28 protein-coding genes and 1 pseudogene are annotated in these 23,104 nt (G+C 62.1%); 3 read left to right on the top strand and 26 right to left on the bottom strand.

Annotated features, from left to right (window positions below):
* Positions 1–154 precede the first annotated feature (154 nt).
* The 15 genes from LU688_RS06585 to LU688_RS06515 form a co-directional block, all read right to left on the bottom strand.
* On the bottom strand, positions 155–457 hold the full coding sequence (locus LU688_RS06585) for a phage tail assembly protein (protein ID WP_094010106.1): 303 nt from the start codon (positions 455–457) through the stop codon (positions 155–157).
* 12 nt (positions 458–469) lie between these two features.
* On the bottom strand, positions 470–979 hold the full coding sequence (locus LU688_RS06580) for a phage major tail tube protein (protein WP_023628885.1): 510 nt from the start codon (positions 977–979) through the stop codon (positions 470–472).
* Positions 980–992: 13 nt separating this feature from the next.
* Positions 993–2,159 carry a phage tail sheath subtilisin-like domain-containing protein gene (locus LU688_RS06575; RefSeq protein WP_232888062.1) on the bottom strand — a complete coding sequence of 389 codons (1,167 nt, stop codon included), beginning with the start codon at positions 2,157–2,159 and terminating at the stop codon, positions 993–995.
* A gap of 102 nt (positions 2,160–2,261) precedes the next feature.
* A complete protein-coding gene (locus LU688_RS06570) occupies positions 2,262–2,969 on the bottom strand; it encodes a tail fiber assembly protein (protein WP_094010108.1) in 708 nt (235 codons plus the stop codon).
* An 8-nt stretch (positions 2,970–2,977) separates the two neighbouring features.
* Positions 2,978–4,612 carry a phage tail-collar fiber domain-containing protein gene (locus LU688_RS06565; protein ID WP_094010109.1) on the bottom strand — a complete coding sequence of 545 codons (1,635 nt, stop codon included), beginning with the start codon at positions 4,610–4,612 and terminating at the stop codon, positions 2,978–2,980.
* The gene (locus LU688_RS06560; RefSeq protein WP_094010110.1) at positions 4,605–5,213 is read right to left on the bottom strand and encodes a phage tail protein I; all 609 of its coding nucleotides are present in this window, start codon (positions 5,211–5,213) and stop codon (positions 4,605–4,607) included. Before LU688_RS06560 ends, LU688_RS06565 begins: the two co-directional genes overlap by 8 nt.
* Position 5,214: 1 nt before the next feature.
* Positions 5,215–6,096, bottom strand: coding sequence for a baseplate assembly protein (locus LU688_RS06555; protein WP_094010111.1), 882 nt, complete (start codon positions 6,094–6,096; stop codon positions 5,215–5,217).
* The gene (locus LU688_RS06550; RefSeq protein ID WP_094010112.1) at positions 6,093–6,419 is read right to left on the bottom strand and encodes a GPW/gp25 family protein; all 327 of its coding nucleotides are present in this window, start codon (positions 6,417–6,419) and stop codon (positions 6,093–6,095) included. Before LU688_RS06550 ends, LU688_RS06555 begins: the two co-directional genes overlap by 4 nt.
* Positions 6,420–6,595: 176 nt before the next feature.
* Positions 6,596–7,240, bottom strand: coding sequence for a hypothetical protein (locus LU688_RS06545; protein WP_094010113.1), 645 nt, complete (start codon positions 7,238–7,240; stop codon positions 6,596–6,598).
* A gap of 19 nt (positions 7,241–7,259) precedes the next feature.
* Positions 7,260–7,820 (bottom strand): phage baseplate assembly protein V, encoded by a 561-nt coding sequence (locus tag LU688_RS06540; RefSeq protein WP_038705573.1) that lies wholly within the window; start codon positions 7,818–7,820, stop codon positions 7,260–7,262.
* Positions 7,817–8,314, bottom strand: coding sequence for a hypothetical protein (locus LU688_RS06535; RefSeq protein ID WP_094010114.1), 498 nt, complete (start codon positions 8,312–8,314; stop codon positions 7,817–7,819). Before LU688_RS06535 ends, LU688_RS06540 begins: the two co-directional genes overlap by 4 nt.
* Positions 8,315–8,376: 62 nt before the next feature.
* Complete coding sequence (locus tag LU688_RS06530; protein WP_232888063.1) at positions 8,377–9,207, bottom strand: putidacin L1 family lectin-like bacteriocin; 831 nt, start codon at positions 9,205–9,207, stop codon at positions 8,377–8,379.
* A 10-nt stretch (positions 9,208–9,217) separates the two neighbouring features.
* Positions 9,218–9,406 (bottom strand): Com family DNA-binding transcriptional regulator, encoded by a 189-nt coding sequence (locus LU688_RS06525; protein ID WP_023631957.1) that lies wholly within the window; start codon positions 9,404–9,406, stop codon positions 9,218–9,220.
* Between the two features lie 24 nt (positions 9,407–9,430).
* Positions 9,431–9,778, bottom strand: coding sequence for a phage holin family protein (locus LU688_RS06520; protein WP_038705571.1), 348 nt, complete (start codon positions 9,776–9,778; stop codon positions 9,431–9,433).
* Positions 9,779–10,243: 465 nt separating this feature from the next.
* A complete protein-coding gene (locus LU688_RS06515) occupies positions 10,244–10,990 on the bottom strand; it encodes a LexA family transcriptional regulator (RefSeq protein ID WP_046856822.1) in 747 nt (248 codons plus the stop codon).
* A 113-nt stretch (positions 10,991–11,103) separates the two neighbouring features.
* Here LU688_RS06515 and LU688_RS06510 point away from each other — a divergent pair, with 113 nt between their 5' ends.
* Positions 11,104–11,307 carry a hypothetical protein gene (locus LU688_RS06510; RefSeq protein ID WP_094010115.1) on the top strand — a complete coding sequence of 68 codons (204 nt, stop codon included), beginning with the start codon at positions 11,104–11,106 and terminating at the stop codon, positions 11,305–11,307.
* A 306-nt stretch (positions 11,308–11,613) separates the two neighbouring features.
* Here LU688_RS06510 and umuC read toward each other — a convergent pair whose 3' ends face one another.
* Positions 11,614–12,885, bottom strand: coding sequence for a translesion error-prone DNA polymerase V subunit UmuC (umuC, locus tag LU688_RS06505; protein ID WP_232888064.1), 1,272 nt, complete (start codon positions 12,883–12,885; stop codon positions 11,614–11,616).
* Complete coding sequence (locus LU688_RS06500) at positions 12,875–13,303, bottom strand: LexA family protein (protein ID WP_050704511.1); 429 nt, start codon at positions 13,301–13,303, stop codon at positions 12,875–12,877. The genes umuC and LU688_RS06500 overlap by 11 nt, the downstream gene beginning before the upstream one ends.
* Positions 13,304–13,409: 106 nt before the next feature.
* Here LU688_RS06500 and LU688_RS06495 point away from each other — a divergent pair.
* Positions 13,410–14,105: pseudogene (locus tag LU688_RS06495) on the top strand (SOS response-associated peptidase family protein).
* A gap of 611 nt (positions 14,106–14,716) precedes the next feature.
* Here LU688_RS06495 and LU688_RS06490 read toward each other — a convergent pair.
* Complete coding sequence (locus LU688_RS06490; RefSeq protein ID WP_232888065.1) at positions 14,717–15,511, bottom strand: DNA adenine methylase; 795 nt, start codon at positions 15,509–15,511, stop codon at positions 14,717–14,719.
* Between the two features lie 179 nt (positions 15,512–15,690).
* Here LU688_RS06490 and LU688_RS06485 point away from each other — a divergent pair, with 179 nt between their 5' ends.
* Positions 15,691–16,266 (top strand): hypothetical protein, encoded by a 576-nt coding sequence (locus LU688_RS06485; RefSeq protein WP_232888066.1) that lies wholly within the window; start codon positions 15,691–15,693, stop codon positions 16,264–16,266.
* Positions 16,267–16,304: 38 nt separating this feature from the next.
* On the opposite strand, the gene LU688_RS27895 is transcribed toward LU688_RS06485, so the two are convergent.
* The 8 genes from LU688_RS27895 to LU688_RS06445 form a co-directional block, all read right to left on the bottom strand.
* A complete protein-coding gene (locus LU688_RS27895) occupies positions 16,305–16,529 on the bottom strand; it encodes a hypothetical protein (RefSeq protein ID WP_434784945.1) in 225 nt (74 codons plus the stop codon).
* Between the two features lie 270 nt (positions 16,530–16,799).
* A complete protein-coding gene (locus LU688_RS06475) occupies positions 16,800–17,351 on the bottom strand; it encodes a glycoside hydrolase family 19 protein (protein ID WP_232888068.1) in 552 nt (183 codons plus the stop codon).
* Positions 17,352–17,374: 23 nt separating this feature from the next.
* Positions 17,375–18,439 (bottom strand): phage late control D family protein, encoded by a 1,065-nt coding sequence (locus LU688_RS06470; protein WP_232888069.1) that lies wholly within the window; start codon positions 18,437–18,439, stop codon positions 17,375–17,377.
* Positions 18,440–18,496: 57 nt separating this feature from the next.
* Positions 18,497–18,703, bottom strand: coding sequence for a tail protein X (locus tag LU688_RS06465; protein WP_186713635.1), 207 nt, complete (start codon positions 18,701–18,703; stop codon positions 18,497–18,499).
* Positions 18,678–19,520 carry a phage tail protein gene (locus tag LU688_RS06460; RefSeq protein WP_232888070.1) on the bottom strand — a complete coding sequence of 281 codons (843 nt, stop codon included), beginning with the start codon at positions 19,518–19,520 and terminating at the stop codon, positions 18,678–18,680. Before LU688_RS06460 ends, LU688_RS06465 begins: the two co-directional genes overlap by 26 nt.
* 9 nt (positions 19,521–19,529) lie before the next feature.
* On the bottom strand, positions 19,530–22,136 hold the full coding sequence (locus LU688_RS06455; RefSeq protein ID WP_232888071.1) for a phage tail tape measure protein: 2,607 nt from the start codon (positions 22,134–22,136) through the stop codon (positions 19,530–19,532).
* A gap of 131 nt (positions 22,137–22,267) precedes the next feature.
* Complete coding sequence (locus LU688_RS06450; RefSeq protein WP_232888072.1) at positions 22,268–22,564, bottom strand: phage tail assembly protein; 297 nt, start codon at positions 22,562–22,564, stop codon at positions 22,268–22,270.
* 27 nt (positions 22,565–22,591) lie between these two features.
* On the bottom strand, positions 22,592–23,101 hold the full coding sequence (locus tag LU688_RS06445; protein WP_232888073.1) for a phage major tail tube protein: 510 nt from the start codon (positions 23,099–23,101) through the stop codon (positions 22,592–22,594).
* Positions 23,102–23,104 lie beyond the last annotated feature (3 nt).

Raw genomic sequence — 23,104 nt, 5'->3', positions numbered from 1 at the left:
CAAGCGCTGTCGTTGATCTGTTCGCCATCCGTGTCTCCCCTTTCAATCCGCCAGCCACCAGACCATGTCGCTGAACGACATGGTCATGATCTCACTGGCAGAAAAGTTCAGCTCCTTGGCCAGCCGCCTGGCGGCGGCCTTCTGCCGCGCAGGGTCAAACCTCGTCGTCCTGCACCAGGCGAAAGTAGCCCGTCTGCAGGCGGCTGTAATCCTTCAGGGCCAGGCCCTCGAGGTCCTTGACGCCAACCTCGGCGAGTGAAGCGAACAAGTTCAGTTCGCGCTGCTCGTCGTCAGCCACGCCACCAGCCTGTGCGTTGCGGATGTCTCGCACGGTCGGCGCGCGTAGAGACAGGCTATCGACCTGCACGCCATTGGTTTCGCTGGGGCGCGACAGGCGCACGGTCACGCGCTCGGCGTTGACGGTCAGCCATTGCGGCAGTTTCTTCGCTTGAGCCATCGAGCGTTCTCCTTAAAGACCCAGGGCGGCGCGCTGGGCGGCCAGCTGGTCGACACCGTCGATCACCCGCTTCATGCCCAGGGCGTCGATTTCGTAGACCAGGCGGCCATCGACTTCGAGCTTGTAGTAGGTAACGGCGACGCTGTGCTTGATTTCAGCCTTGTCGCCGGACTTCCAGTCGCCCATGTCGATCTCTTTCAGCGAACCGCGCAGGGTGACGATGACCGGGTTGATCTTGCCCTTGAGGCCCTTGAAGGCACCGCGGAAGGTGCCGTTGAAGGCGGTGCCGTCGGCCAGGCCGAAGAACTTCAGCGACTCGCGGCGCACGCCGGTGGTGGTGAAGGCGGCTTCTTGCTTCTCCATGCCCTGGTCCATCTCGACCGGCATGTCCATGCCGCCGGGGCGGTGCTCTTCCATCTTCAGGGTGAGCTTGGGCAGGGTCAGGCTGGGCACGTCGCCCTGGAAGCTGACGCCATCGACGAACAGGTTCAGGTTGGCCAGTGTTTCGGGAATCATTGCCATGTAGGTGCGCTCCTTAAGCGGCGGAATCGAGGACTTCGGTCAGCCACTGGTTGGTGACTTCGACGCGGAAATTGGGGTTTTCGGCAGGCGGCACATCGGTGAAGCGGATGTTCCAGTACACCTTGCCCTGCTCCAGCTGGCTGGCGGTGTTCAGCTCCGGATCGGCGAAGACCTCGAAGTTGATGATCGCGCCCTGGTTCTTCAGATCGCGCATGAAGGCCTGCAGGCCCTCGGTGACGTCCTTGACGTAGGTGGCGGTGATGGAACGGTCGACCGCCCACTTGTGGCCGTAGAGGATCGCGTCCATGACGATGTCCATGGTGCGCACGCGGGTGACGAAGGCCCATTTCGGGTCGCTCGACAGGGTGCGGTTGCCCCACAGGCGGAAGCCGTCGTCGCGGATGATGGTGGCGATGTTGGCGTTGTTCAGCAGGTTGGCGCGGCAGGTGTCGTCGCCATCGAGGAACTCCACGGCGCGGGTGGTGCCGGTGATGCCGACGAACTCCTTGTTCGACGGCGAGGCCCAGAAGCCGTACTCACGGTCGGTGTAGGCGAACAGGCCGGCGACCCAGGCCGACGCCGGTGCATCGACGGTGGCCTGGGCCTCGTTGTCCCAATAGCGCACGCCGGGGTCGACCATGAAGGCCCGCTTGGCGCCAAACTGCTTGGCGTAGGCAAGCACTTGCTCTTCGGTGGTGTTGGGACCATCCAGGATGGCGATCCCACGCAGTTTGTCGGCCAGGGTCACCAGGGCTGTGGCGATGGTGTCGACCGAGCTGTAGCCCGGTACTATCAGCAAGCGCGGCTGAGCGTTGAATCGGCTCTTGCCATCGAGCAACGCTTGCAGGCCGGTACGCTTGCCGTTGATACCGACGGTACCGATGATCGCCGAGATCTGTTCGGCGGTGTCATCCAGCTTGGCCACGCCACAGGCGACGATAACCGCCTTGGCGCGAGCGAAGACGGCGCGGCAGGCCTTGGTGATGGCGGCATTGCCACCGAACGCAGCCACTGCTTCGCGCTCGCTGGTGATGAGCATCAGATCATTGGCCTTTGCGGTGACGCCCGGGCCTTCGGTGAAGGTATCGATCAGGCCGATGATCGAGGACGAAGGCAACGCGATGTTGCGGGCACCCGTGTCGACATTGGTCACGGTGACGCCGTGGAAGAATCCACTCATGTAGGTTTGCTCCAGGTTCAGGTGTGAAAAGGCCCTGCGCGTGCAGGGCCTGGAAGGGGTGGATCGGTGTAGGAAAACACCCGGCGCTGCGGGCGCTCAGATTTAGGCGACTTCTTCGAAGCCTTGGCTGATCAGCCAGTCGGCAGCCGCCGTCTCGTCAGGGCAGGACGGCCAACTTTCGGCAGTTGGCGCTGTGTCCGAGAGGTCCAACCGGTTCAGTTCGATCCGGTAGCGTTTCCAGGCTGTCAACGCCGTTGCTTCGGCATCTGTTGCCATTTCCAGCGCAACGGCGTCCTGCAAGGTGGAAATGCGCAGCGTGGCATATCGGACCAACAGTGCCTGCTTGTGGGCGCCCGATTGGCGTAGCGCCTTGCCTCTGGCCACGTGGTCGATAACCCAGGCACTGCCGTTCCAGATGTCGAAGTCCGAGGTCGGTGCTTGCAGCGTGAAGTCTTCAGGCAGCTCGCCCAGCCTGGACCAGGCCTGCGCCTCACCGTCGGCGGTGCGATACACCGTTACGCCTCGATGATCGACCACTTGGTCCCAGTGCTTGCCGTCTTGCGTGACGATGGCGGCGAAACCGGCCTTCAACTCAGGCGGTTGTATGGAATAGCTATGGGCCGGTATCAGCCAGATTCCGGGTTCGAGCGGGCTGGGATCGGCCGCGCAGGCTCCGAGAAACTCACCACTGGCAGGGTCGACGTTGCACACCAGGGGGGCAACGACACCGGCCTGTTGCCACCAAGCGGCGGCGACAGCTTGGTAGAACTGCACCGCAGCCACTGCGCCTTGATTGATTTGATCGGTCATGGGCACTCTCAATATTTGATACAGGCCAGATAGGCCCGGTTGAACGGCCTGGATTCGTTGCCGCCGCTGACGCTGGTGACGAAGCTGTGGGCATGGGCCGGCGCCGTGTCGGTGTTGACTGCGTTCACGCCATCGCCCATCTCATCACCGAGCACGGCGTTACCGCCACTGGTGACCATTGCCGCAGCGATACGTTCTCTCACCAGCAGGGACACGTGCGCGTGGGCGCCTGCGGCCGAAGTGGCCCCGGAGTGGGCGTGCTCGAGGTTCTGGCTGGCCTGGTCGGTGAACAACGCCCGACCAGGGTCAACATTGCGGCCGTCCGACCAACCACGGTCGAAATAGCCACGGTCGTCAGGCAGGTTGAACGTCGTCGAGCCATCACCGGCGCCAAACTGGGTACCGATGACCGCGAACAAGCGCGCATAGGTCACGCGCGAAACCGCAGCACCGTTACGCTTCAGCCAACCCGCTGGTGGCACGCTCATCGCGAAGTGGGCGACATGGCCGGCAGTCAGGCCAGCAATGGCATTGACCTGCTCGATGGTGGCCTTCTTCGACAGCTCGTTGACCATCGTGGCAGCAAAGTTCGGATCGTTGCCGATCGCGGCCGCCAGTTCGTTGAGCTGGTCCAGCGCGGCCGGTGCCGAACCAACCAGGGCCGCAACCGCCTGCGCTACGGCATTCGAGGTTTCCGCCCGGGTGAAGACTTCGTTCTTGGTATAGGCGTCGGTGATGCCGTAATCCGCCACGGTGGTCGGATTGCCCGCCGAAACCACACGACCATACTTATCGACCTGCACGCTCCGATACGTACCCTCAGCTACACCAGTGCGGCCAAACGCCATCTCGAACGCCAGGGCCGTCACACCCAATGTGATCGTTGCATCGGTGACCAGCTGCCAACCGCTGTCGCCATTGACCGTGCCCTTCTCCACCAGCACCAGCAAGCCAGGTGTGACCTTGGCATCGGTATTGGCATCGCTGCTGCGAACCCAGGCACTTGCACCGACCTGGTACAAGCCGTTGTCCTTGGCTGCTGCCTGATTTTTCACCAGTACCCGGGCCCCAGCCAGCAGCGCGACCCCATCAATGGTCTGCAACCCATTCAAAGTGATGGGACCGGTGGTGGCAGCCTGCACCGAATACTTGAAGTCCTGCCTGGCCAGCTCCTCAGTGACCCATTCACGGGTAGCGAGGACAACCGCAGGATCGATCTTCAGCTGTACCAGGCTGGCGGTGCTGACGATCAGGTTCAGGCGTACCACCTGGGTACGGCCCGAGCCCTGGCTAAGCAGCGGTTTGTAGGTGGGTGCGCAGTTGGCCACGGCGACCATGTCGCCGTCAGCGTCGTACAACGCGACTTCGCGGATCCAACGCCCTCCTACTTCTGCGGGGATGACCTGCTCGGCGACGATCACCGAACTGTCCTTGTCGTCCACCTTGAGCTGATTCAGCGGTGCGCGACGCCATTCGTTGATCAGGCTGGTCTGGGTGGCATTAGGCGTGGGGTCGAGGCCATTGGCGTCGCCCACCCCCATCTGGGTGATTTTCCACGGAATGCCCAAGGCATCCGCGTTGGCCTGCTTTGCCGCGCCCACTTTGGTGAGGATGGCGTAGAACTGTGAATTCTGGTCAACCATGTGCAATGTCCAAGGTATCGATTGTGTGTTCCCGGCCACCGCGTCCGATCGCACCGCTGACGATGAGGTCAGGGGGCGCCGGTGGGTAGACGTCGAGTTCATCGCCGTCCTGCAACGCGCAGCCCAGGTAGAAGGCGCCACGGCTTTCGAGGCTGATCACCAGGCCGGTCAGGTGGCGGCTGACCGGTCGGGCATCGTCGATCTGCGACGACAGTTCGTTGTATGTTTCTTCGCTGATGCCGGCGTCAGTTACCCCGAGTTTCAAGGCAAATGTTCCTGGCACCCCGGCAGGCTGCGTCTGCCACCACTCCTCGACTTCGATCAGGTAGCCGAACGGCTCGACCACCCGCCTGAGAGCGCCGAGGGTGCCCTTGTGGGCGTGGACGAAGAACGCCGAGCGGATCACCGAGCGTTTGATCGACTCGCTCCAGCGGTCGTCCCAGCGATCCACCGACCAGGCCCAGGCCAGCTGGTACAACAGGTGCGCCGGGCAGGTATCCGGGTTGTAGAGGGTACGCAGGCTGACCTTGAGGTCTTCGTCTGCAGCCGCCTGCAGAGCGTATTCCAGTGGCGTATGGTTGAGCGGCAAGAGCGTATCCATGTCAGCCACCGCGCTTGAGGTCGATGCCGGTGCACCAGGCTGCTTGTGCCTTGGTGGGGCGAATATCGGTCCAGTTCACCAGTTCGACCCGGCTCACGCCCTCGATGTGCAACTGTGCGTCGACACCGGAGCGGGCTACCTCGACGCCCAATCGTCGCCGTGGGTTGACCCACAGCTCCAGGCGCCGTCGGCATTCGTCGAGTATCGTTTCGTACTCCGGGCCACTGTCAGCCATGTGCAGCACCGCCTCGACGCGATAGGGCAAGATCTCTGCACTGCGCACGTTGACCCGATCAGCAACCGGGCGGATATCGTCGTCGTTGAGGTAGTTGGCGACTTGCGCCAGCAGTGGCGGGCCGGCCATACCATTACCGTCCAGACTCAGTACCGTGACGTCTACCACCGCAGGCGACGGGCTTTCGGCGGTGGCGTCGGCGACCCGTCCCGAGGCGTTGCGGGCATGGAGGATGTAACTGTTGCGCGGGCCGGCCGTGGTCAGCCCCTCGTATACCAGTTGCACCCTTTCGCGTAGCGCGTCGTCGGACTCGAGGAGGAGCTCGGTCGGCGGGATCGTGTTCGGGTTCGCGGCCCGGATAACCAGGCGTTGCAGGCTGACATTGGCTGCCAGCTGGTCGAGGTCGCCTTCCTTGGCGTAGGCCAACAGCAAAGCCTTGGCCGCGTCGTTGACCCGCGCCCGATTGAGCAACTTGCGGTAAGCGCCAACCTCCAGCAGCTTGATCACTGGATCGCTTTCTAGTTTGGCGGTCCAGCGATTGCCCATATGGGCGCGAAAGCTGGCAAGGTCCTCCAGATACAGAGCCTCGAAGTCGAGATCTTCGAGCAGTTGAGGAACGGGCAATTTCGACAGGTCGACCTGGCTCATACAGTCACCTCCACCAGGGCGTCATCGCCTAGATAACGGCCGCTCAGGGCCAGGCTGACCTGGCCGTCGAGCACGGCTACGACCTTGACCCGCTCCAGCTTCAGGCGCGGCTCCCAACGCCCCAGGGCGCGGGCCACTTCGGCCTGCACTGCGCTCTTCCAGCCTTCGTTGACCGGCAGGTCGACGTAGCGGCGCAGCTGGCTGCCGTACTCCGGGCGCATGCGCCGGCTGCCCAGCGGCGTGGTGAGGATGTCTTCGATGGATTGACGCAGGTGGGCCACGCCCGACAGGGGCAATCCCGTGCGGCGGTCCATGCCGATCATGACGCACCGTCGGTCACGGGCATGGCCCGTGGAAAGGTAGGCATAGTGTTCTCCTTGATGAGAAGGCCAGTTGCGGCCTTGGGCTGTCCAGAAACCACACGGCCTTCACGCAACAGCTACCGGACCGCAGGATCTGGTGCGCGGGCGGCGCATTGACTGCATGCCCGCCGCGGGAGTCAGTTGGTAACCAGCAAATCCAGACTGGTAGCGTCACACGCATTGCTGACCTTCCTGTCAATCACCAGATAGAGCATCGAGGTGGTGGACACCTCGACGTCGCTTGCCTTGATGACAGCGCTGCCGCCGTTGGCCAGATTGCCCGACTGCAACACGCTGTCCCCGAGATTGAGTGACCATGTGATGCCATCGCCACAAGCGTTGTGCAGGTCGTTCACACGGCCAAGCACGTTGATCTTGCCGGCGATCGGGCTGGCCCAGCGCACGATGCTCTGGCTTTCGGCTCCCGGATGGGTCGCCACCTCACCTTGCTTGAAGACGAAACTGCCACCAGAGCCGGTGAACGTGAAACTCTTCTTGATAACACTCACGTAGGCACCCGTTGCATCGTCCCGCCAGCAGGTGACGTTGGCGCCGCTGCAGGAGTCTGCAACGAAGGTCGGCATCGGGGTGTAGTTGGCCGCGGCATTGACGGCGGTCTTGTTCTGCATGAACGACCAGGGCGAATCGGGTGCTGCATTCTGCGTCGCGATGTACATGTCCCGGGCCAGGTTCCACGACTGGGCAGTTACCGCCCAGGCAGCGGGAGCCATGACGCTACACAGCAGGGTGAGCGCGACTAGAGTGGGTTTGAATTTTTTCATGGTCTGATCAGATCCTTGTTCAGTGCTTGTGATTGGCGGTGTTGCCGGCCGTATCGATGATCCGGCCACCGCCGTTGATGTCACCGCTGACCGTCAGCGGGCCATTGATGGCGACCGTGCCGGTCAGGGTGATCGACGCAGCGTCGAGGGTGATGGCTTTGTCGCTGACCACCACGGTGCTGGCGCCGACCTTGACCGTGGCCTGGCCGCTGGGCAGCTGGATGTCATAGCGCTTGGCCTGCCAGTCGTAGATCAGCGAGCCGCCGTCGTCGAAGCGCCAGACCTCGACATGGTCGCGGTTGTCCGGCGCCGTGCCGGCATTGCCGTATAACCCCGGGACGAAGGTGCCCAGTGCTGGTTCGCCGCTGGCGCTGATCAGCACCCCCTGCTCGTCCAGGCTCGGTACTCGCCAGTGGCGGGCCTTGCCGGCAGCCTGGGCATGCCAGCGCACCCAGGCGCTGGTCCAGCCGCCGCCGTCGGACACCCGCACCCGGGCTGCGGCCAAGTCGACCGCGACCACCCGACAGGGGATCACCAGGCTGGCCAGCATGCGGTCGTGCATGGCACTGGCGTAGCTCATGCCAGATCCTCCGGTGACAGGTATTTGTCCTGGTTGCCGGGCCCGGTGTCCGGGGCAAATCCCAGCATCAGACTGCTCGCCGGCTGGTCGGGCCAAGGCCACTGGACAGTGCCCAACAGGATGGGTTGTTCCCATTGCACCCGCCAGGTGGAGCCCTCGGCTTCGGCGAAGATGTCCCGTGCGCCCTCTACGTAATCGAGCCCCCAGGATTGCTGGCGCAGCACATCGATCATCTGCGCCGCCAGCACACCGGCCTGCGTCCGTGCCTGCGCGGGGGTGCCCTGGGCGGTGACGCGGGCCTCGAAGGTCGCCATCAGCAATGAGCGACCGTCACGCAACGCCTCGTCGCCACGCATGCGCAACACGCCATGCACCAAGGCCGGCAGGGGCGGCTCGGTAATGTCGTCGCCCTCCGTGGCGACCGTGGCGAAGGCCGGCAACGCCGCCCGCAGGATGGTGGTGACGGCCGCGTACAACTGGGCCAGTTCGCTCATGCGCGTGCTCCTTGAACGATCGGTTCGGCGAAGGCCGGGCCCGCAAAGGCCCGGCACGCGACTCAGAAGTGCCAGGTCCAGATGTCGATCGGCTTCTGGTCAGGGTTGATCTTGCGGATATGGCGATAGGTCGGCTGGAAGCCGAAGCGCGCCCACACCGGTTTCTCGTCGAGAATGGCGATGCTGCCGTTGGCCTGCAGGCGCAGCACCGCGCTGGCATGGCCGCCGGTGTGCGAATGCCACAGCACCGCGTTGCCGGCACCGTAAACCACCAGGTTGCCGTCACCCTGGAACACCGCGCGCACCGCGCCCTTGCCTTGGGTACCGGCGTTCCAGGTGGCCGCGCCGTTCGGGCCATAGGCCACGAGATTACCGTCACCCTGGAACACCAACTTGCTGGCGCCCGCGCCGTACACCACGCCCTGTACCAGCTCGGAGCCAGGTGCCAGCAGCAGCGAGTCGATCGCGCCAGGCACCAGCGGGATGGCAGGCGTACCGTTCCACAGCGCCAGCGAGTCGACCAGCACGATATTGCCGTCGTCTTGCAGCACCAGGTGGGTACGGTTCCACTGGTCTTTGCTGGTGAAGGTGCTGTTGTCAGTCAGCCACACCCGACGTCGCGAGTAGTCGTCGAGGAACGCGCCGTACTGCACGTAGAAGGCCATCGGGGCTTTCTTGTTGCGCAGGGGAATGGTCGAGCTGAAGGGTTGCTGTTCATTGGCGACCCAGACGGTGGCGCCACCATCTTGGATCACCAAATTGCCATCGCCCTGCAGCAGCAGCTTGAAGCGCTGGTTGGGCGATAGCAGGTACTGGCCTGCCGACAGGGTCTGGTAAGCGGGCAGCACCGAAGTACCGACGCCGTTGAAAGGAATGCGGGTACGACCTGCCATGGTGTTTCTCCTACTGAATCGATTGAAGGGGAGCCGGGCTCTGCGGCCCGTCCTGATCGCTCGTCGGCACGTTGTCGAGGCCCGTGGCCTTCATGTGGTTCAAGGTCGCGCACCGCGAACACTTGATCTGGACCAGCGCCGGTCCGCCGATGCGTGCCAGCAAGCGGTTGCATTTACCGCAGCGAAACTCGTTGAACATCGCCACTCTTCCTTGTTAACGCGTTCATTCTTCATCCTGGCGCACGGTTGCAGGCTGCTCGTCCAACCCCAGCCGCCGAGCGGCCCAGCGCTCGTAAAGGCCGATGGCCACGTCGGCGCCGGCCATGGCGGTAAGGCAGCCGAAGGCGCTGGCACTCCAGATCGACATGCCACTGGCGTAGAGCAGCATGACCGTCGACACCCCGCAGACCATGCAGGCCCCGGAGCGCAGCGCCAGCCGCCTGAGCAGCCCCCAGCCGCGGGCGCCAGCCTTGTCGGCGCGCCACATCTCGCCGGAAAGACCGCCCAGCAATGCCAGGACGATCACCAGCCAGAGCGGCATTTCCAGCAACGTCTGTTGCTCGTTCGTCACTGTCCTGTCTCCTGTGTGATGCCCGCCAGCGGCATGCTGGCGGGGCGTTGTTTATCGTTTGACTCGGCATTCCAGAAAGCCCGCGTCGCAGGCTTTCCAGTAATGCGCTGTCTAACCGCCGGCCACGACTGGTGACGCCGTGCGGTTGCGCTTCAAATTGGTGACTCCGACCGCGGCCGCCTGCCCGCCGGATAACTGATCGTGGTGCTTTACGCTGCACACCCGGGCCAGTTGCCAACCCTCTGAACAGTCGAGGCCTGTTCATCGCTGCCTGTGTAACAACCGGTTGCTGACCGGCTTGAGACACAGATTATGCATGTATGCATATGCAGTCAATGCATTTTCAGAAATATTTATGCATTGGAATTTGCCGAAATGCATGAAGGCCTTACCGGATGCGGTGTGTAGGGCTTTTCTGAGGGCGAAAAAAAACCCGCCGAGGCGGGTTTTTATCGATGGTCGGTATCAACGAGCGTACATGCCCCACCAGAAGACATGCCCGAGGAGGCTGATCTGTTCTTCCTGCATTTGCTGGAAGCTGTAGTCCTCGTCAGGGTGTTCGTCGCGGTTGAAGCTGCGCAGGCGAATGCCGGTAGGCAGGCGGTACACCTGCTTCACCCGCAACTGGCCGTTGTGGTTGATGGCATAAAGGTCACCGTCGATGATGTCACCGATGGTACATTTTCCGGTGTTGACCCCGACCGTGGCGCCGTCGCGCAGCACCGGCAACATGCTGTTGCCACGCACCGTCACGCACTTGGCATGGTCAAACTGCACGCCATTGTGGCGCAGGCTGCGTTTGCCGAAACGCAAGCGAGCATTCTCGCTTTCCTCGATGACGAATCTTCCTGATCCTGCTGCCAACTCGACCTCACGAAGAAAAGGCACGGACACCTCGTCGTCCTCGACGGGTGTTTCATCGTCCCACAAGCTAATGTCGCTCAGGGCCGCATGGCCTTGAGTGAGAGGGGCCGCGTCACGGGATTCGCCCAGTTCGACACGGCCGCGCAACTGGTCGGTGCTCACGCCGAAGTACTCGGCGATCTTCGAGACATGCTTGTCCGAAGGATCGACGATCTTCTCGCTGAGAATCCGCGACAGGGTGGATTGAGGCACGCCCGTGCGCCGATGCAGCTCTGTGGGGGACAGGCCGTGGCGGGCGAGCAGTTCTCTGAGTACGGAGGCTACGTTGCGTTTTTGCATAATGCGCATAATGCATCCGTGGCAGCGCAAATGCAATGGCCAGGCAAGCGCAAAACAAAGGTTGCCCCTCTCCCCGGGCCATCGCTATCGTCGCGCTTTCTCACCATGGATCGGAAAACGGCATGGACCTTTCGCCGCGACGCCGCTGGCCCACCTGCCTGCTTGTCGGGTTGATCATTGCGTTGATGGCGGCCCTGAATATCCAGGACTGGCCGTCCCTTGAACGGCCACGACGGGTCTTTAGCCGAGGTTTCGTGATGTTCTGCGTGCTGGTGGTGATCATGGAACTGATTCTCCTCAACCAGTTCTTCGGCCAACCGGGCTGAGGTCAACGCCTGACAGCCCGCGCAGATTTGCCCCCCCCATCCAACCTGCGCCCACCGAAAAAAGCCTGTACCATTGACGGTTTCGAAATTTGCCACCAGACCACCCGCTGTAAGGCCCTGAATGTCTGATCTCTCCGCACACACCCCGATTGTGCTGGAGTATTGACGAGAAAATGCGCCCAAGCCCCATACGCAAAGGGCTTGGGCGCTTTTCTCTACCTGCCGGTGAATAGTTCAAATGGCATAGAGGGGCATGGAATGGCGCTCAGTTTGCCCCCTTTTTGCCCCATGATCTGGACTGCCTTCCTACCGGACTCGCCATAGCTGATCGATCCGCGTGGTGTACGAACGACTCATCATCTCACGCCGCATCCCCCAGTCAGGGGTGTCGGGGACGCTGGCCGTACGCATCGTCCCTCGACCGTACTTGCCGTTGATTTCGTCCAGCATCGACATCAACCGATCGCAAGCTGCCGGCTGCGTCACGGCGAACAGATCATCGCTGAACTCCCCCGGCTGACGCAGATCCATTAGCAGAACCTCGGCCTTGCTATAGCGGAAACCCGAGCGGTAGACCTGCGCTGCCGCTTCGGTGGCGGCCCTGGTGAGCAGCAGCGTGTCATTGGTTGGATATGGCAGTTCGACCAAGGCGCCCTTGGCATACTTAGCTTCATCTGGATTGAACATCCCGGTACGAATGCTGACACGCATGCGCTTGCATACCGATCCCTGGGCACGCAGCTTCTCCGCCGCTCGCGCCGTGTAGGTGGCCACCGCCTGCTTGATCGGCGCCAGCTCCGTCAGCCGCTTGCCAAACATCCGACTGCAGCAGATCTCCTGCTTCGGCGGGTCTGCTTCATCCAGCTCGAGGCAGGGTGTGCCGGCGAGCTCGCGGGCGGTCTTTTCCACCACCACGCTGAACTTGTCGCGCAGCATCCGCGGGTCTGCCTTCGCCAGGTCCATAGCCGTGTGGATGCCCATTGCCTCGAGGTGCGCCGTCATTCGCCGGCCAATGCCCCACACCTCTTTCACCTCCGTGTTGCGCAGCACCCAGTCGCGCTTGAAGTCTTCGGTGATATCGACCACCCCACCCGTATGCGCCTGCAGGCGCTTCGCGGTGTGATTGGCGAGCTTTGCCAGAGTCTTGGTGCGGGCGATCCCTACACCGACGGGGATGCCAGTACAGCGCAGCACCTTGGCGCGCACCTCCCGGCCGAACTGGGTCAGGCTTCCCTGCACGCCAGTCAGGTCAGCGAAGCATTCATCGATCGAATAGACCTCAGCCGCCGGCACCATCGACTCAATCAGCGACATGACCCGCTCGCTCATGTCGCCATACAGCGCATAGTTGGACGAGAACGCCACGATGCCATGCCGCCGCAGCTTCTCCTTGGCCTGGAAATAGGGCTCGCCCATCTTCACGTACGGCTTGGCGTCGTATGACCTGGCGATCACACAGCCGTCGTTGTTGCTCAGCACCACGATGGGCGTTTTGGCCAGATCCGGCCGGAACACGCGCTCGCAGCTCGCGTAGAACGAGTTGCAGTCGATCAGCGCGAACACCTGGTCACTGGGCATGGTCGCGCACGCTGTAGCGAACCACACCCCAGATTACCAGGTCGTCGCCTTCCATGACGTGCCGCGGCGGGTAGGCGGGATTCTCCGATTGCAGAATCAGCACGCCGTCGCGCCGGTACAGGCGCTTGCACACGGGCTCGGCGTTGATCGCAGCGATGACGATGTCGCCGTGCTCGGCCTCTTTGCTGCGGTCTACGATAAGAAGGTCGCCCGAGAAGATCCCGGCGCCCTGCATGCTGTCGCCCTCCACCTGCACCAGGTACACATGCGGGGCACGCAGGTCGAACAGCTCGTCGAGGGAGATATGGCGCTCCAGGTGATCCGCCGCCGGCGAAGGGAACCCGGCCGGCACACGGAACGAATACACCGGCAGCAGCGCAGGGCCGCCCGTCGGCGCGCCCAGGAAGGTGATGGTCATGGCAGATCAACTCAAATGAATGGCTGTATATTCATACAGTAAACTGTCAGCCCATTCTGACGTCAATGCGCGGACGCAAGGCAGCCGACAAACGAGCGAGGTGGTTATGTGCGGGAGGTACTCGATCTACGAGAGCATGGACGACTACCTGCGGCAGTTGGCTCTCGATCTGGTGGTCATCAACGGGTACGACCATGAGCGGATCAACCGGTACAACGTGGCGCCTTCTACCCGTGTAGAGCTGATAAGGCCAGTGCCTGGAGGGTTGAGCGTCGATTGAGTGAAATGGGGGTGGTCGCCATTCTGGGCGAAGGGGAAGCGGCCCGACCCGATCAATGCGCGGGCCGAGACGGTGATGACGGGGAAGTTCTTCAAATCGCTTTGGCCGAATGGCCGAGCCTTGGCGCCGGCCAATGGCTGGTTCGAGTGGATACCCGATCCTGCGGACCCGAAGCGCAAGCAGCCTTACTACATCCAGGCTGCGGACGAGGCCCCGCTGTTCTTCGCGGCGCTGGCTGAAGTCCACCCGGGGCTCGAGCCAGACGAGCGCAATGGCTTTGTGATCATCACCGCAGCAGCTGACCAAGGCCTCGTCGATATACACGACCGCAAGCCCCTGGTGCTGAGCCCTGAGTTAGCTCGTGAATGGATCAACCCAGACACCTCGATCAAACGCACTGCAGAAATCGTCACCTCAGGTTGCCGACCAGCAGGCGTCTTCAAGTGGCACGCGGTCAGTAAGCAGGTAGGGAATGTGCGTAATCAGGGTGAAGATCTGGTACGGGCTATAACTGACGGATGAGCCGCCCCACCGCTATCCCCGTATCTCTAGAGGTCAGGTGGGCGTGAAATTTGTGGTCGCATGCAGCATTCGAATAACGATCCTATCAAACTCATAACCACCCGAACTAATCATTCAAAACAGAATTGAAAACGGAATGCACCGGCGCACCGAAACAGAAAGCTTCGTCGTAGGGACCAGAGGAATCAACACGAACAAAATGCTTAGCATAACGAATTATTGATTTAACGAATTCAACAATTAAAGAATTCACGAATTCGTGAAAACAACAAATCGACATCGCAACAAACCAACATTCACCGCATATTCAAATGAACAAAAACGCTTTTGCGCAAAAACGTAAAAACACATAAACGCTAAGCAGCACGGGCCTTCCAGCCTCAGCAGTGACTGCTGCGCGACTGGCAATTATTTCTACCGCCCAGTTGACAGCACCTATTTTTTGCAGTTTAAATTCACCCTCTCAGATCAACCGCAAGTCACACCCAGCGCTCACAGCAGCGTTGGGCGGACTCGCTTAACCTGGAGTTTATTATGAGCCTGATTGTTGTTGCACAACTTGTATTAGTGTTGGCGATTGAGCTGGTCAGACTTGCGCAAATGCTTGTTGCTTAGAACAACTGCCCGAGCCCTTCGGGCTGCCAATTCATGATCACCAGCTCACCAGTAACATCGGCCTTTCCCTGCCGCTGGTTGGTGTTGCTGTAGCGGATGTCCAGGTATTCAAAGTGGAAGCCTTCGAACGCCCGCCGGATTTCCGGGTGGTCGTTGATGCTAACCATCACCCTGCCCTTGCAGCTCCGCATGAAGTCAGCCATGCGCTCGTACTCCTTGAACGGGAAGTCGACGCCGTAGCCGGCGGTCTGCCAGTAAGGCGGGTCCATGTAGAAGAACGTGTGCGCTCGATCATAGCGCTCGGCACAATCGTGCCAGGACAGGTTTTCGACGTAGGTGCCGGCCAGGCGCTGCCATGCGGCCGAGAGGTTCTCCTCGATGCGCAGCAGGTTGATGGCCGGCCCGGTGGTGGCGGTACCGAACGTCTGCCCGGTGACCTTGCCGCCGAAGGCGTGCTGCTGCAGGTAGAAGAAACGGGCTGCACGCTGGATGTCGGTTAGCGTCTCGGGGCGGGTCATCTTCTGCCACTCGAAGATCTGGCGCGAGCTGAGCGCCCACTTGAACTGGCGAACGAACTCCTCGAGGTGGTTCTGCACCACCCGGTACAGCGTCACCAGGTCGCCGTTGAGGTCGTTGAGCACCTCCACCGGAGCGGCTTGGGGACGCATGAAGTACAACGCGGCACCGCCAGCGAAGACTTCGACATAGCATTCATGAGGGGGAAAGAGGGGGATCAAGCGGTCGGCCAGGCGGCGTTTGCCGCCCATCCAGGGGATGATAGGAGAGGTCATAGTTTAGCAAGTCTTTACTGTATGGATAAACAGGTGATAGGCTCGCCACGCTTTGTGCACAAGGCAGGGGCCGCGGCTGGACTTGCAGGAAGGGTCTGCGGGTTTGGCGGGTCTGGCTGGATGTTGGCGCATCCAGCCGGCTCGCCCCTTTTTCAACTTTTAAAAAATGGATTTGGATTATGAGCGCGAGAGATTTTGCAGCGAAACTTAGAGCTGAGATCCAGGAGCTTTCAGAGAAAGGGCAAGAATCTATTCAGTGCGAGACCCTAACCTCAGCATTAGATCATTTCATTCAATCAAACCCGGCCGAATCCGATGCTATTCAAATCGAGCGATTCAAGGCAGACCTCCAGAAAAATATTGAAATTGAAAAGCACAATAACTCTGCCAGCCTTGAGTCATTTAAATCAATTATCGCGAGCGGGCAAAACGCGATAAAAACAACTTTACTCCTAAACGGAGGTGCCGCAGTAGCACTTCTGGCATTTATTGGAAAATTATCAGAATCTAACCAAAGCAAAATTCCAGAATTTGCTTTATCCCTGACGATCTTCGTAGTTGCCGCACTTTGCTCGGGCATTTCATCCGGAACAACGTACATATCCCAATCACTTTACGATACCGACGGAAAGTGGCACGAGCGATTTGCAGACTTATTTCGATACATAGCAATCACTGCAGGTGCAGCGTCCTTGGCGCTTTTCGCCTACGGTATTTACAATTCATACCACTCTTTTATATCCCTAGCGAGATAGTATCGCCCGCACATAATCTTGGCATGCTCGCAAACGTATTATTCCTCTATCGCCTTCATCTGTGATGCCGATAATTCGTCGAGCATGCGCTGGGTCAAGTTGGGTGCGTAGCGCTCCAGCCACCACGCCTCCGGTGCTGGCGGGCGCTCGCACCCCACCGTCACAACCCTGGGCGGCAACGGTTCCGGCGTCGACCAGGACTGACAACCGCAAGTCAGCAGTAGCAAGCCGGTCGCGCAGGCGAGCCTGAGCTTGTTGGGCATCGTTCATCTCCTTCCAGTGTGTTTTGTCCTGCAGCTGCAGGCGGTCTTCCAGAGCTCTCCTGGCCGCCTGCTGGATCTGCAACTGATCGAGGGCAGCGCCGACAGCAGCCTCTCGCTCTCGGCTGTGCGCCAAGTCCTTCTCCGCGAGCTGCCGCTCATACCCCGCCGCCTGTGTCTCGAGCTCATCGGCCTGCCACGCCCAGGCTAGGCGCGCCCCCACGGCAGCGCCGAACACAAGGGACAGCAGCACCCATCGCGCACCGAGCGACATCAGATCAGCACCTGCTCGGCGCGCCTGTAGATCGCCAAGCGATCCTCCAGGCCATTCAGGCCGCCGTTAATGCGGCGCGTGATGGCTTCGAACGCCGACGGCCCCTTGTCGGCCAGCGAGTTAAGGCCCGCCTGGTGCCAGAACCACCCGGCCGAGTCAGCAGCATGCTCGGGGCGCTCGAGGAGTTCCGGGTGGGCCAGCAGGTTCAGGCCCAGGGCCTCGCCGCAGCACTTGTAGTTGTCGTGGCCAGTGATCTGAATCAGGCCTCGGCCGCGGTACTTCTGGCCGTCACCGTCGGCCTCGGGCGTGTTGCCCAGGCGGGCGGCGAGCTTGCCGGTGTCGTACCTGCTCAGGTACTGATCGCTGCCCAGCTCGCGGACGTAACGCAGCTGGCCAGATTCGTGGCCGACCTGGGCGAGCCAAGCACGCTTGCGAAAGGGAGTGACGATCCCCCACTTCACCATCGCCGCGTTCAAGACAGGAAGAAAAACGCCGGCTTGAGTGCCGGCGTTGGGAAGGATCTGCTGCAGCTGCTTGAGAGTGACTGTCATCTTAAATCTCCTGTTATGGCCGCTCAGGCCGGGTTGACTGCGACCACCTTCAGTGGCTTGTCGGATTTCGATTTCTTGCCCTTGCCTTTGGCCTTGGCCTTGGCCTTGCCCTTCTTCCCGCCGTTGCACTCCACCGCGGTGGACCAGCCCGAGGCATCGAACGTCTGCTCAACGCTGTCGACCAGGTACTGCCCATCCAGCCCATCCTTGAAGCCCTGGGCGTTGATTACCCGCTCAGCGAAGAGATCAGTTCGCCCAGCCATCTGCAGGCGCACGCCGGCCGTGCTGCGGTTGAATGCCGCGAGCTTGGCTTTGGCCGCCTGCTGGGCGGCCGACTTGTTCGGGTAGATGTGTCGATCGGTGTGCACGCCTGGCAGGCCGGTAGGTGCGTCCTCGTTGCTCAGCTCGATGACGGCCAGCGCTCCAGTGTTCTTGTCCTGGTGCGTTGTCTTCACCGCCGCCTGCGCGTTGCGATCGCCAAGTCGGAACTGCCACCGACTCACGTCCGCCGGAGTGATGGTGACCGTGCCAAAGGCTTTGCCGCTGGCACTCAGGCTGGCTTCGCGGGGCATGACCAGCAGCTTGCCGTCGGCCACCTTCGCCGTGCAGTCGTACTGCTTGGCCAGGCGGGTGATGAAGTTGAAGTCGGATTCGTTGCGCTGGTCGACGCGATCAACCTTCGTCTGCACTGGGCAGACCGGCGTCCAGCCATTGCGCGCGGCGATGTCGCGGACGATCTGAGACAGGGGCACGCCTTCCCAACTGCCACTGCGTGTGGTCTTGCCGGTGCCGCGCATGTCGCTGGCCTTGCCACGGATCACCATGGTGCGGGGCGGCGCCGAGACCTCGATCTCGTCGACGGTGTATCGGCCCAAGCGAGCCAACGGCTGGCCAACGTAGCCCAGGTGGACCTCGATCCGGGCGCCTCGGGCGGGCAGCGCCACCGCGGCGTCGCGGTCATCAATTCGCAGCTCGAACTCGTCGGAGTCCATGCCGGGCTTGTCGGTGGTTCTCAGTAGGATCAACCGGTCGTTGATCAGCGTCGTGATGTCCCTGCCATCAGCGACGATGCGGAAAGTGGGTTGCATAGCCCCTCCAGAATGAAAGAGCCCCGCACTGGGCGGGGCTCGGTGTGTGGCGGTGGGTCATCCCCACAGCTCGATGGTCTCGATCGACGGCGCTGCCAGCTCGGGGAGCACGATGATCACCCCGGCGCGGTAGGGCTGCGGCTCATCCGCCAACCCAGGGTTCTCCTGCAGCACCAGCTCGACGGTGCCGTTGAGGTGCCCGTAATGCTGGTAGCACAGCGTGTCCAGCAGATCCCCGTCAGACGTTCTGCATGTCATTGCCATAACTCACGAACTCCAGTGAGAAACCCTGCTTGCGCGGAATGCCGCCGGCCAGCAGCGCGCCTTGCTCTTCGTCCAGGCTGGTCAAACACCAGGTGCCCAGCACGTCGCCGTAACCGGTCACCAGGCTGACCGGCTGCAGCCGGCGGACGATCGTGCGCAGCGCATCCAGCTGCTTGATCCCGCCCCTGCTGGTGAAGATCACCCCCTTGAGCGTGATCTTGTCCTCGCCCTGCCCGACCGCCTGCTGCGCAATGGTTCGCGTCAGGCGCTCTTGGCCGGCCCAGCGCGCCGACGTCTGGCGGCGCAGTTCGTCGAAAGCCGCAGTATCCAAGTTGAAGTAGTACGGCTGCTGCTTGGCATCGAGCGGCTGCAGAATCAGCAGGTGCGGGAAAGGCTTGATGGCATCAGCTGCCGGCGTGGCCAGCGGCGCGAGCGCACTGGTCGGCAGGATGTTGGCCAGCGTAGGGCTTGCCTGCCCAGCGATGCGGCTGATCGCCGCCGAGGCCCTGCCGGCCTGCTCCTTCAGGGAGCCGATGCGGTCTTGCACCGCTGCCGCTCCGCTAACCACCTGGCTATAGGTTGATGCGACCTGCCCCACCGAGGACTGGGCCGCGTTGATGGCTCGCATCGTGCGCTGCAGCTTCTGGCCGAGGGCCGGGCCAAGGACTGGCAGCCCCTCAAGCTCCGAAGCGGCTCCGGTCATGTCACCGACAGCACCGGTCAGCGGGCCGAGCATACCGTCGAGGCTGGTACGGCCAGCCTCCCCCGCCGCAATCAACGACGACAGCGTCGATTGCATGGACGCCATGTAGGCCATGGCACCTCCTTAAACGTGAGGTTGATCGAAGAGCTGACCAGCGGCCTGGCGCGCCAGGCTTTCCCGTGACCAGGTTTCCCAGCTATTGCGGATCATCCCCTCGAGCGAGCGGAACACCTGCTGCGGATCCTTGACGTCACCCTGAACCGTGATCGGCATGTTGGGCATGTAGGAGAACTGCTGGTCGACCTTGGGCGGGTCTGCTTTCGGCTTGGCCTGCTCGAGCGCCTGGGCCACGACGGGCGCCGTGGGAGCGGGCGCTGCGGCGGCGATCGATCGCGCGACATCCCCTGGCGCGGCTTTGTCCTTGTCGGCCTTCGCCACCTGCTCGTCCTCGCCGAACAGCTTCTTGCCCAGCCAGCCGCCCAGGCCTTCACCGCCGAGGCCGCCGATCGCAGCGCCGATGGCACCACCAATCGCCGTGCCCAACACCGGCACAACAGAACCGAGCGCCGCACCTGCAGCACCGCCCGCCAGCGCGCCGGCTAACCCACCCGCCGCACTGCCGTAGCCCTCGGCCTTCTCGTCCTGGGTTTTCGCGTTCATGGCCGTCTCGACCACGGTCATGCCCGCATCGAGCACCTTCCCGCCTGGGAGCCTGCCGACCACCTTCGACACCTTGCCGACTGCGCCCATCATCCGGCCTATGCGCCCGACCTCGGCTGCAGCCGTCGCAGCACCTGCGGCCGCCACACCTGTCGCAGCGCCTGCTCGAGCGACTCGGCCGATAGCCCCCGTAGGAGCAGATCGACGCGGCGTAGGCCCACCCCGGCCCCTGCGCTGCCGGCGGCGCCGTCGACTACCCGGCTCACCCACGCCGGCCGATGAGCCAAACCCGCCGAGGTCCTTGGCGTTGACGACAAACACACGCTGCGGCTCGCTCGTGAGGCCACCACGATCATCGTTCGCAGCACCCGCACCAAACACCTTGCCTAGCGCGCCGAGGCCTGCGTCGACCACCGGATTGCCCGTCTCCGGCATCTCCCCCTCGCCACCGGCGCCACGCCCCATCCTGCGGCCACGTGCGAGGTTGAACACCCCACGCCCGATCCTGAGCGCGCTGCGGGCCGTGAGGAACGCCATGACCGCCGCAGCAACGCCCGAAATGCCTATTACCAACCCAGGCAGCTTGTCCGACAGATAGGTGATGCCATGAGCAGTCTTGGTCAGCCCTGTCGCCAGCAGATCAGTGGCCGGGCGGATCGCATCGCCAATGCTGCGCATCGAGTCGTCCACGGCCTGGCCCAGCTCGCTCCACTGTTGCTTGGACGTTTCCCGACGCTCGGCCAGGTTCTTGTCGAGGATGCCCCCTACCTTTTTCGCATCAGCCGAATCGGCCTTGAGGGTGTTGTACAGCCCCCGGTTCTGCGCATAGGCCGTGAGTGCCGCCTTGACTTGCATGTCGGCGAACACATCACCGGTGCGCAGGCTTCTTTCCAGCGCCTCGAGCGACGCCTTGACCTTCTCCGGGTTAGCCTCCTTATCGATGTTGGCCTGGGCGTCCTTCATCGCCTGGGCCTTCTTCGGGTCGGTCTTCTCGACGTACTGCATGGCCAGGCCCATGGACGCCTCAATGACGTTCATGCCCTTTTGCAGCCCGGTGTTCAGCGACTTCTGGTAGTCAATCCCGGCCTTTGCATAGTTCTTCTGGATATCACCGGCGCCGATCTTCTCAATCCAGTTCTTGAAGTTGTTCGCCGCCTCATCGGCGCTGCCAGCGGTCTTCATCTGCACCTGCAGCATCGAGCCCAGCGAAGTGACCGCATCCAGCCCGGTGACGCCGCTCTTCTCCATGCCAGCCAGCAGCTGCGGGAACCACTTGGCCATGTCGGACGCTTCGAAGCTGCCCGCCTGGCCTTGGTACGCGATGGCCTCCAACGCCTGCTGCATGACCTTGGGGTCGGTGATCTTGGCGTTCTGCTGCAACGCCATGATCATCGACGCCGTGTCGACGCCCGAGGCGCCTTGACCGACGGCGAACTTGGCGGCCACAGGTGCATAGGCCTGCGCCTTGTCCACCTCCATGCCGGCGCCGACCAATTGGTTCACCAGATCCGCGACATCGTTGCGCGTCATACCGCTATCACGTGCAGCACTGCGCACCGACTGGCTCAGCAAAGTTTCTTGCGGCTTGTTAGCGATATCCGACTTGATCGCAATGTCCCGGATGATCGCTTGATAATCCGCACTGATCTTCGTCGGGATCGCAGCCAGACCGGCGCCGACCACCGTGGCACCGATGTTGGACTTGAGCGACGACTTACCCGCATCGATCTGCTGCCGACCTTTGTGCTGCAGATCTGCAGCTTTTGCCTCGCGCCCGAGTCGCTGGTATTCCTTGGACAGCCGGCCGACCTCGACGCCCTGTTTCTTCAGCGCAGCGAGATTGCCATCGAGGCGCCGCAGCAACCCGGAGGCTGCGGCCGAGCCGCTGTCGTGCGCCTTCTTCCATTCCTCCCGGAGCTTGATCGTCTCGCCGATGGTGTTCTTCAACACCTTTGCGCGGCTGCCGCTCTCCTCGAGCTTTTTGATATGACCCTTGGCAGTGCCGAATGCCGAACCAAGCGACGCAGCAACGGCCCCACCGATTTCCAGCGCGATCGCCAGCTTTGCCATGCGCTACCCTCCTGCAGGCTCAATCCGTGAGCCACCAGACGATGTCCATCCACGACATCGCCGAAATCTCGACCGCCGAAAAACCCAGCTCCTTCGCCAGCTGCTTGGCCAGCCGCTTCTGGGATAGCGGGTCAAAGTTCGTCGTCTTGCACCAAGCGAAAATAGCCGGCCTGCAGGCGGGTGTAGTCCTTCAGGGTCAGGCCTTCCAGGTCCTTCACACCGACCTCAGCGAGCGAAGCGAACAGGTTCAGTTCACGTTGCTCGTCATTACCGTTGGTGAGCTGCTGTGCAGCACGAATGTCGCGCACCGTCGGCGCCCGCAAGCTCAGCTTGTCCACCTGCACGCCATTGCACTCGGCGGGCTTGCTCAAGGTGACGATGACGCGGTCGGCATCAACCTGCAGGTAAGCGGGGATTTTCTTGCTCATGGGGTGTTGTCCTTGTCTGAGAATGCGTTAGAGGCCCAGGGCCTGGCGTTGCTGGGCGAGCTGGTCGACGCCATCGATCACGCGCTTCATGCCCAGCGCATCGATCTCGTAGATCAGGCGGCCATCGACTTCGAGCTTGTAGTAGGTGACGGCGACGTTGTGCTTGATCTCGGCCTTGTCGCCCGGCTTCCAGTCGCCCATGTCGACCTCCTTCAGCGCGCCGCGCAGGGTGACGATCACCGGGGTGATCTTGCCCTTGAGGCCCTTGAAGGCGCCGCGGAAGGTGCCGTTGAAGGCGGTGCCGTCGGCCAGGCCGAAGAACTTCAGCGCCTCCCGGCGAATGCCAGTGGTGGTGAAGGCGGCTTCTTGCTTCTCCATGCCCTGCTCCATCTCGATCGGCATATCCATGCCGCCCGGGCGGTGCTCTTCCATCTTCAGGGTGAGCTTGGGCAGGGTCAGGCTGGGCACGTCGCCCTGGAAGCTGACGCCGTCAACGAACAGGTTCAGGTTGGCCAGGGTTTCGGGAATCATCGCCATGGG

Source organism: Pseudomonas soli, from assembly GCF_021283165.2.
Lineage (GTDB): Bacteria > Pseudomonadota > Gammaproteobacteria > Pseudomonadales > Pseudomonadaceae > Aquipseudomonas > Aquipseudomonas soli.
Note: the sequence above shows the minus strand (reverse complement) of the source record. Positions and strands in the feature narration are given on the sequence as shown.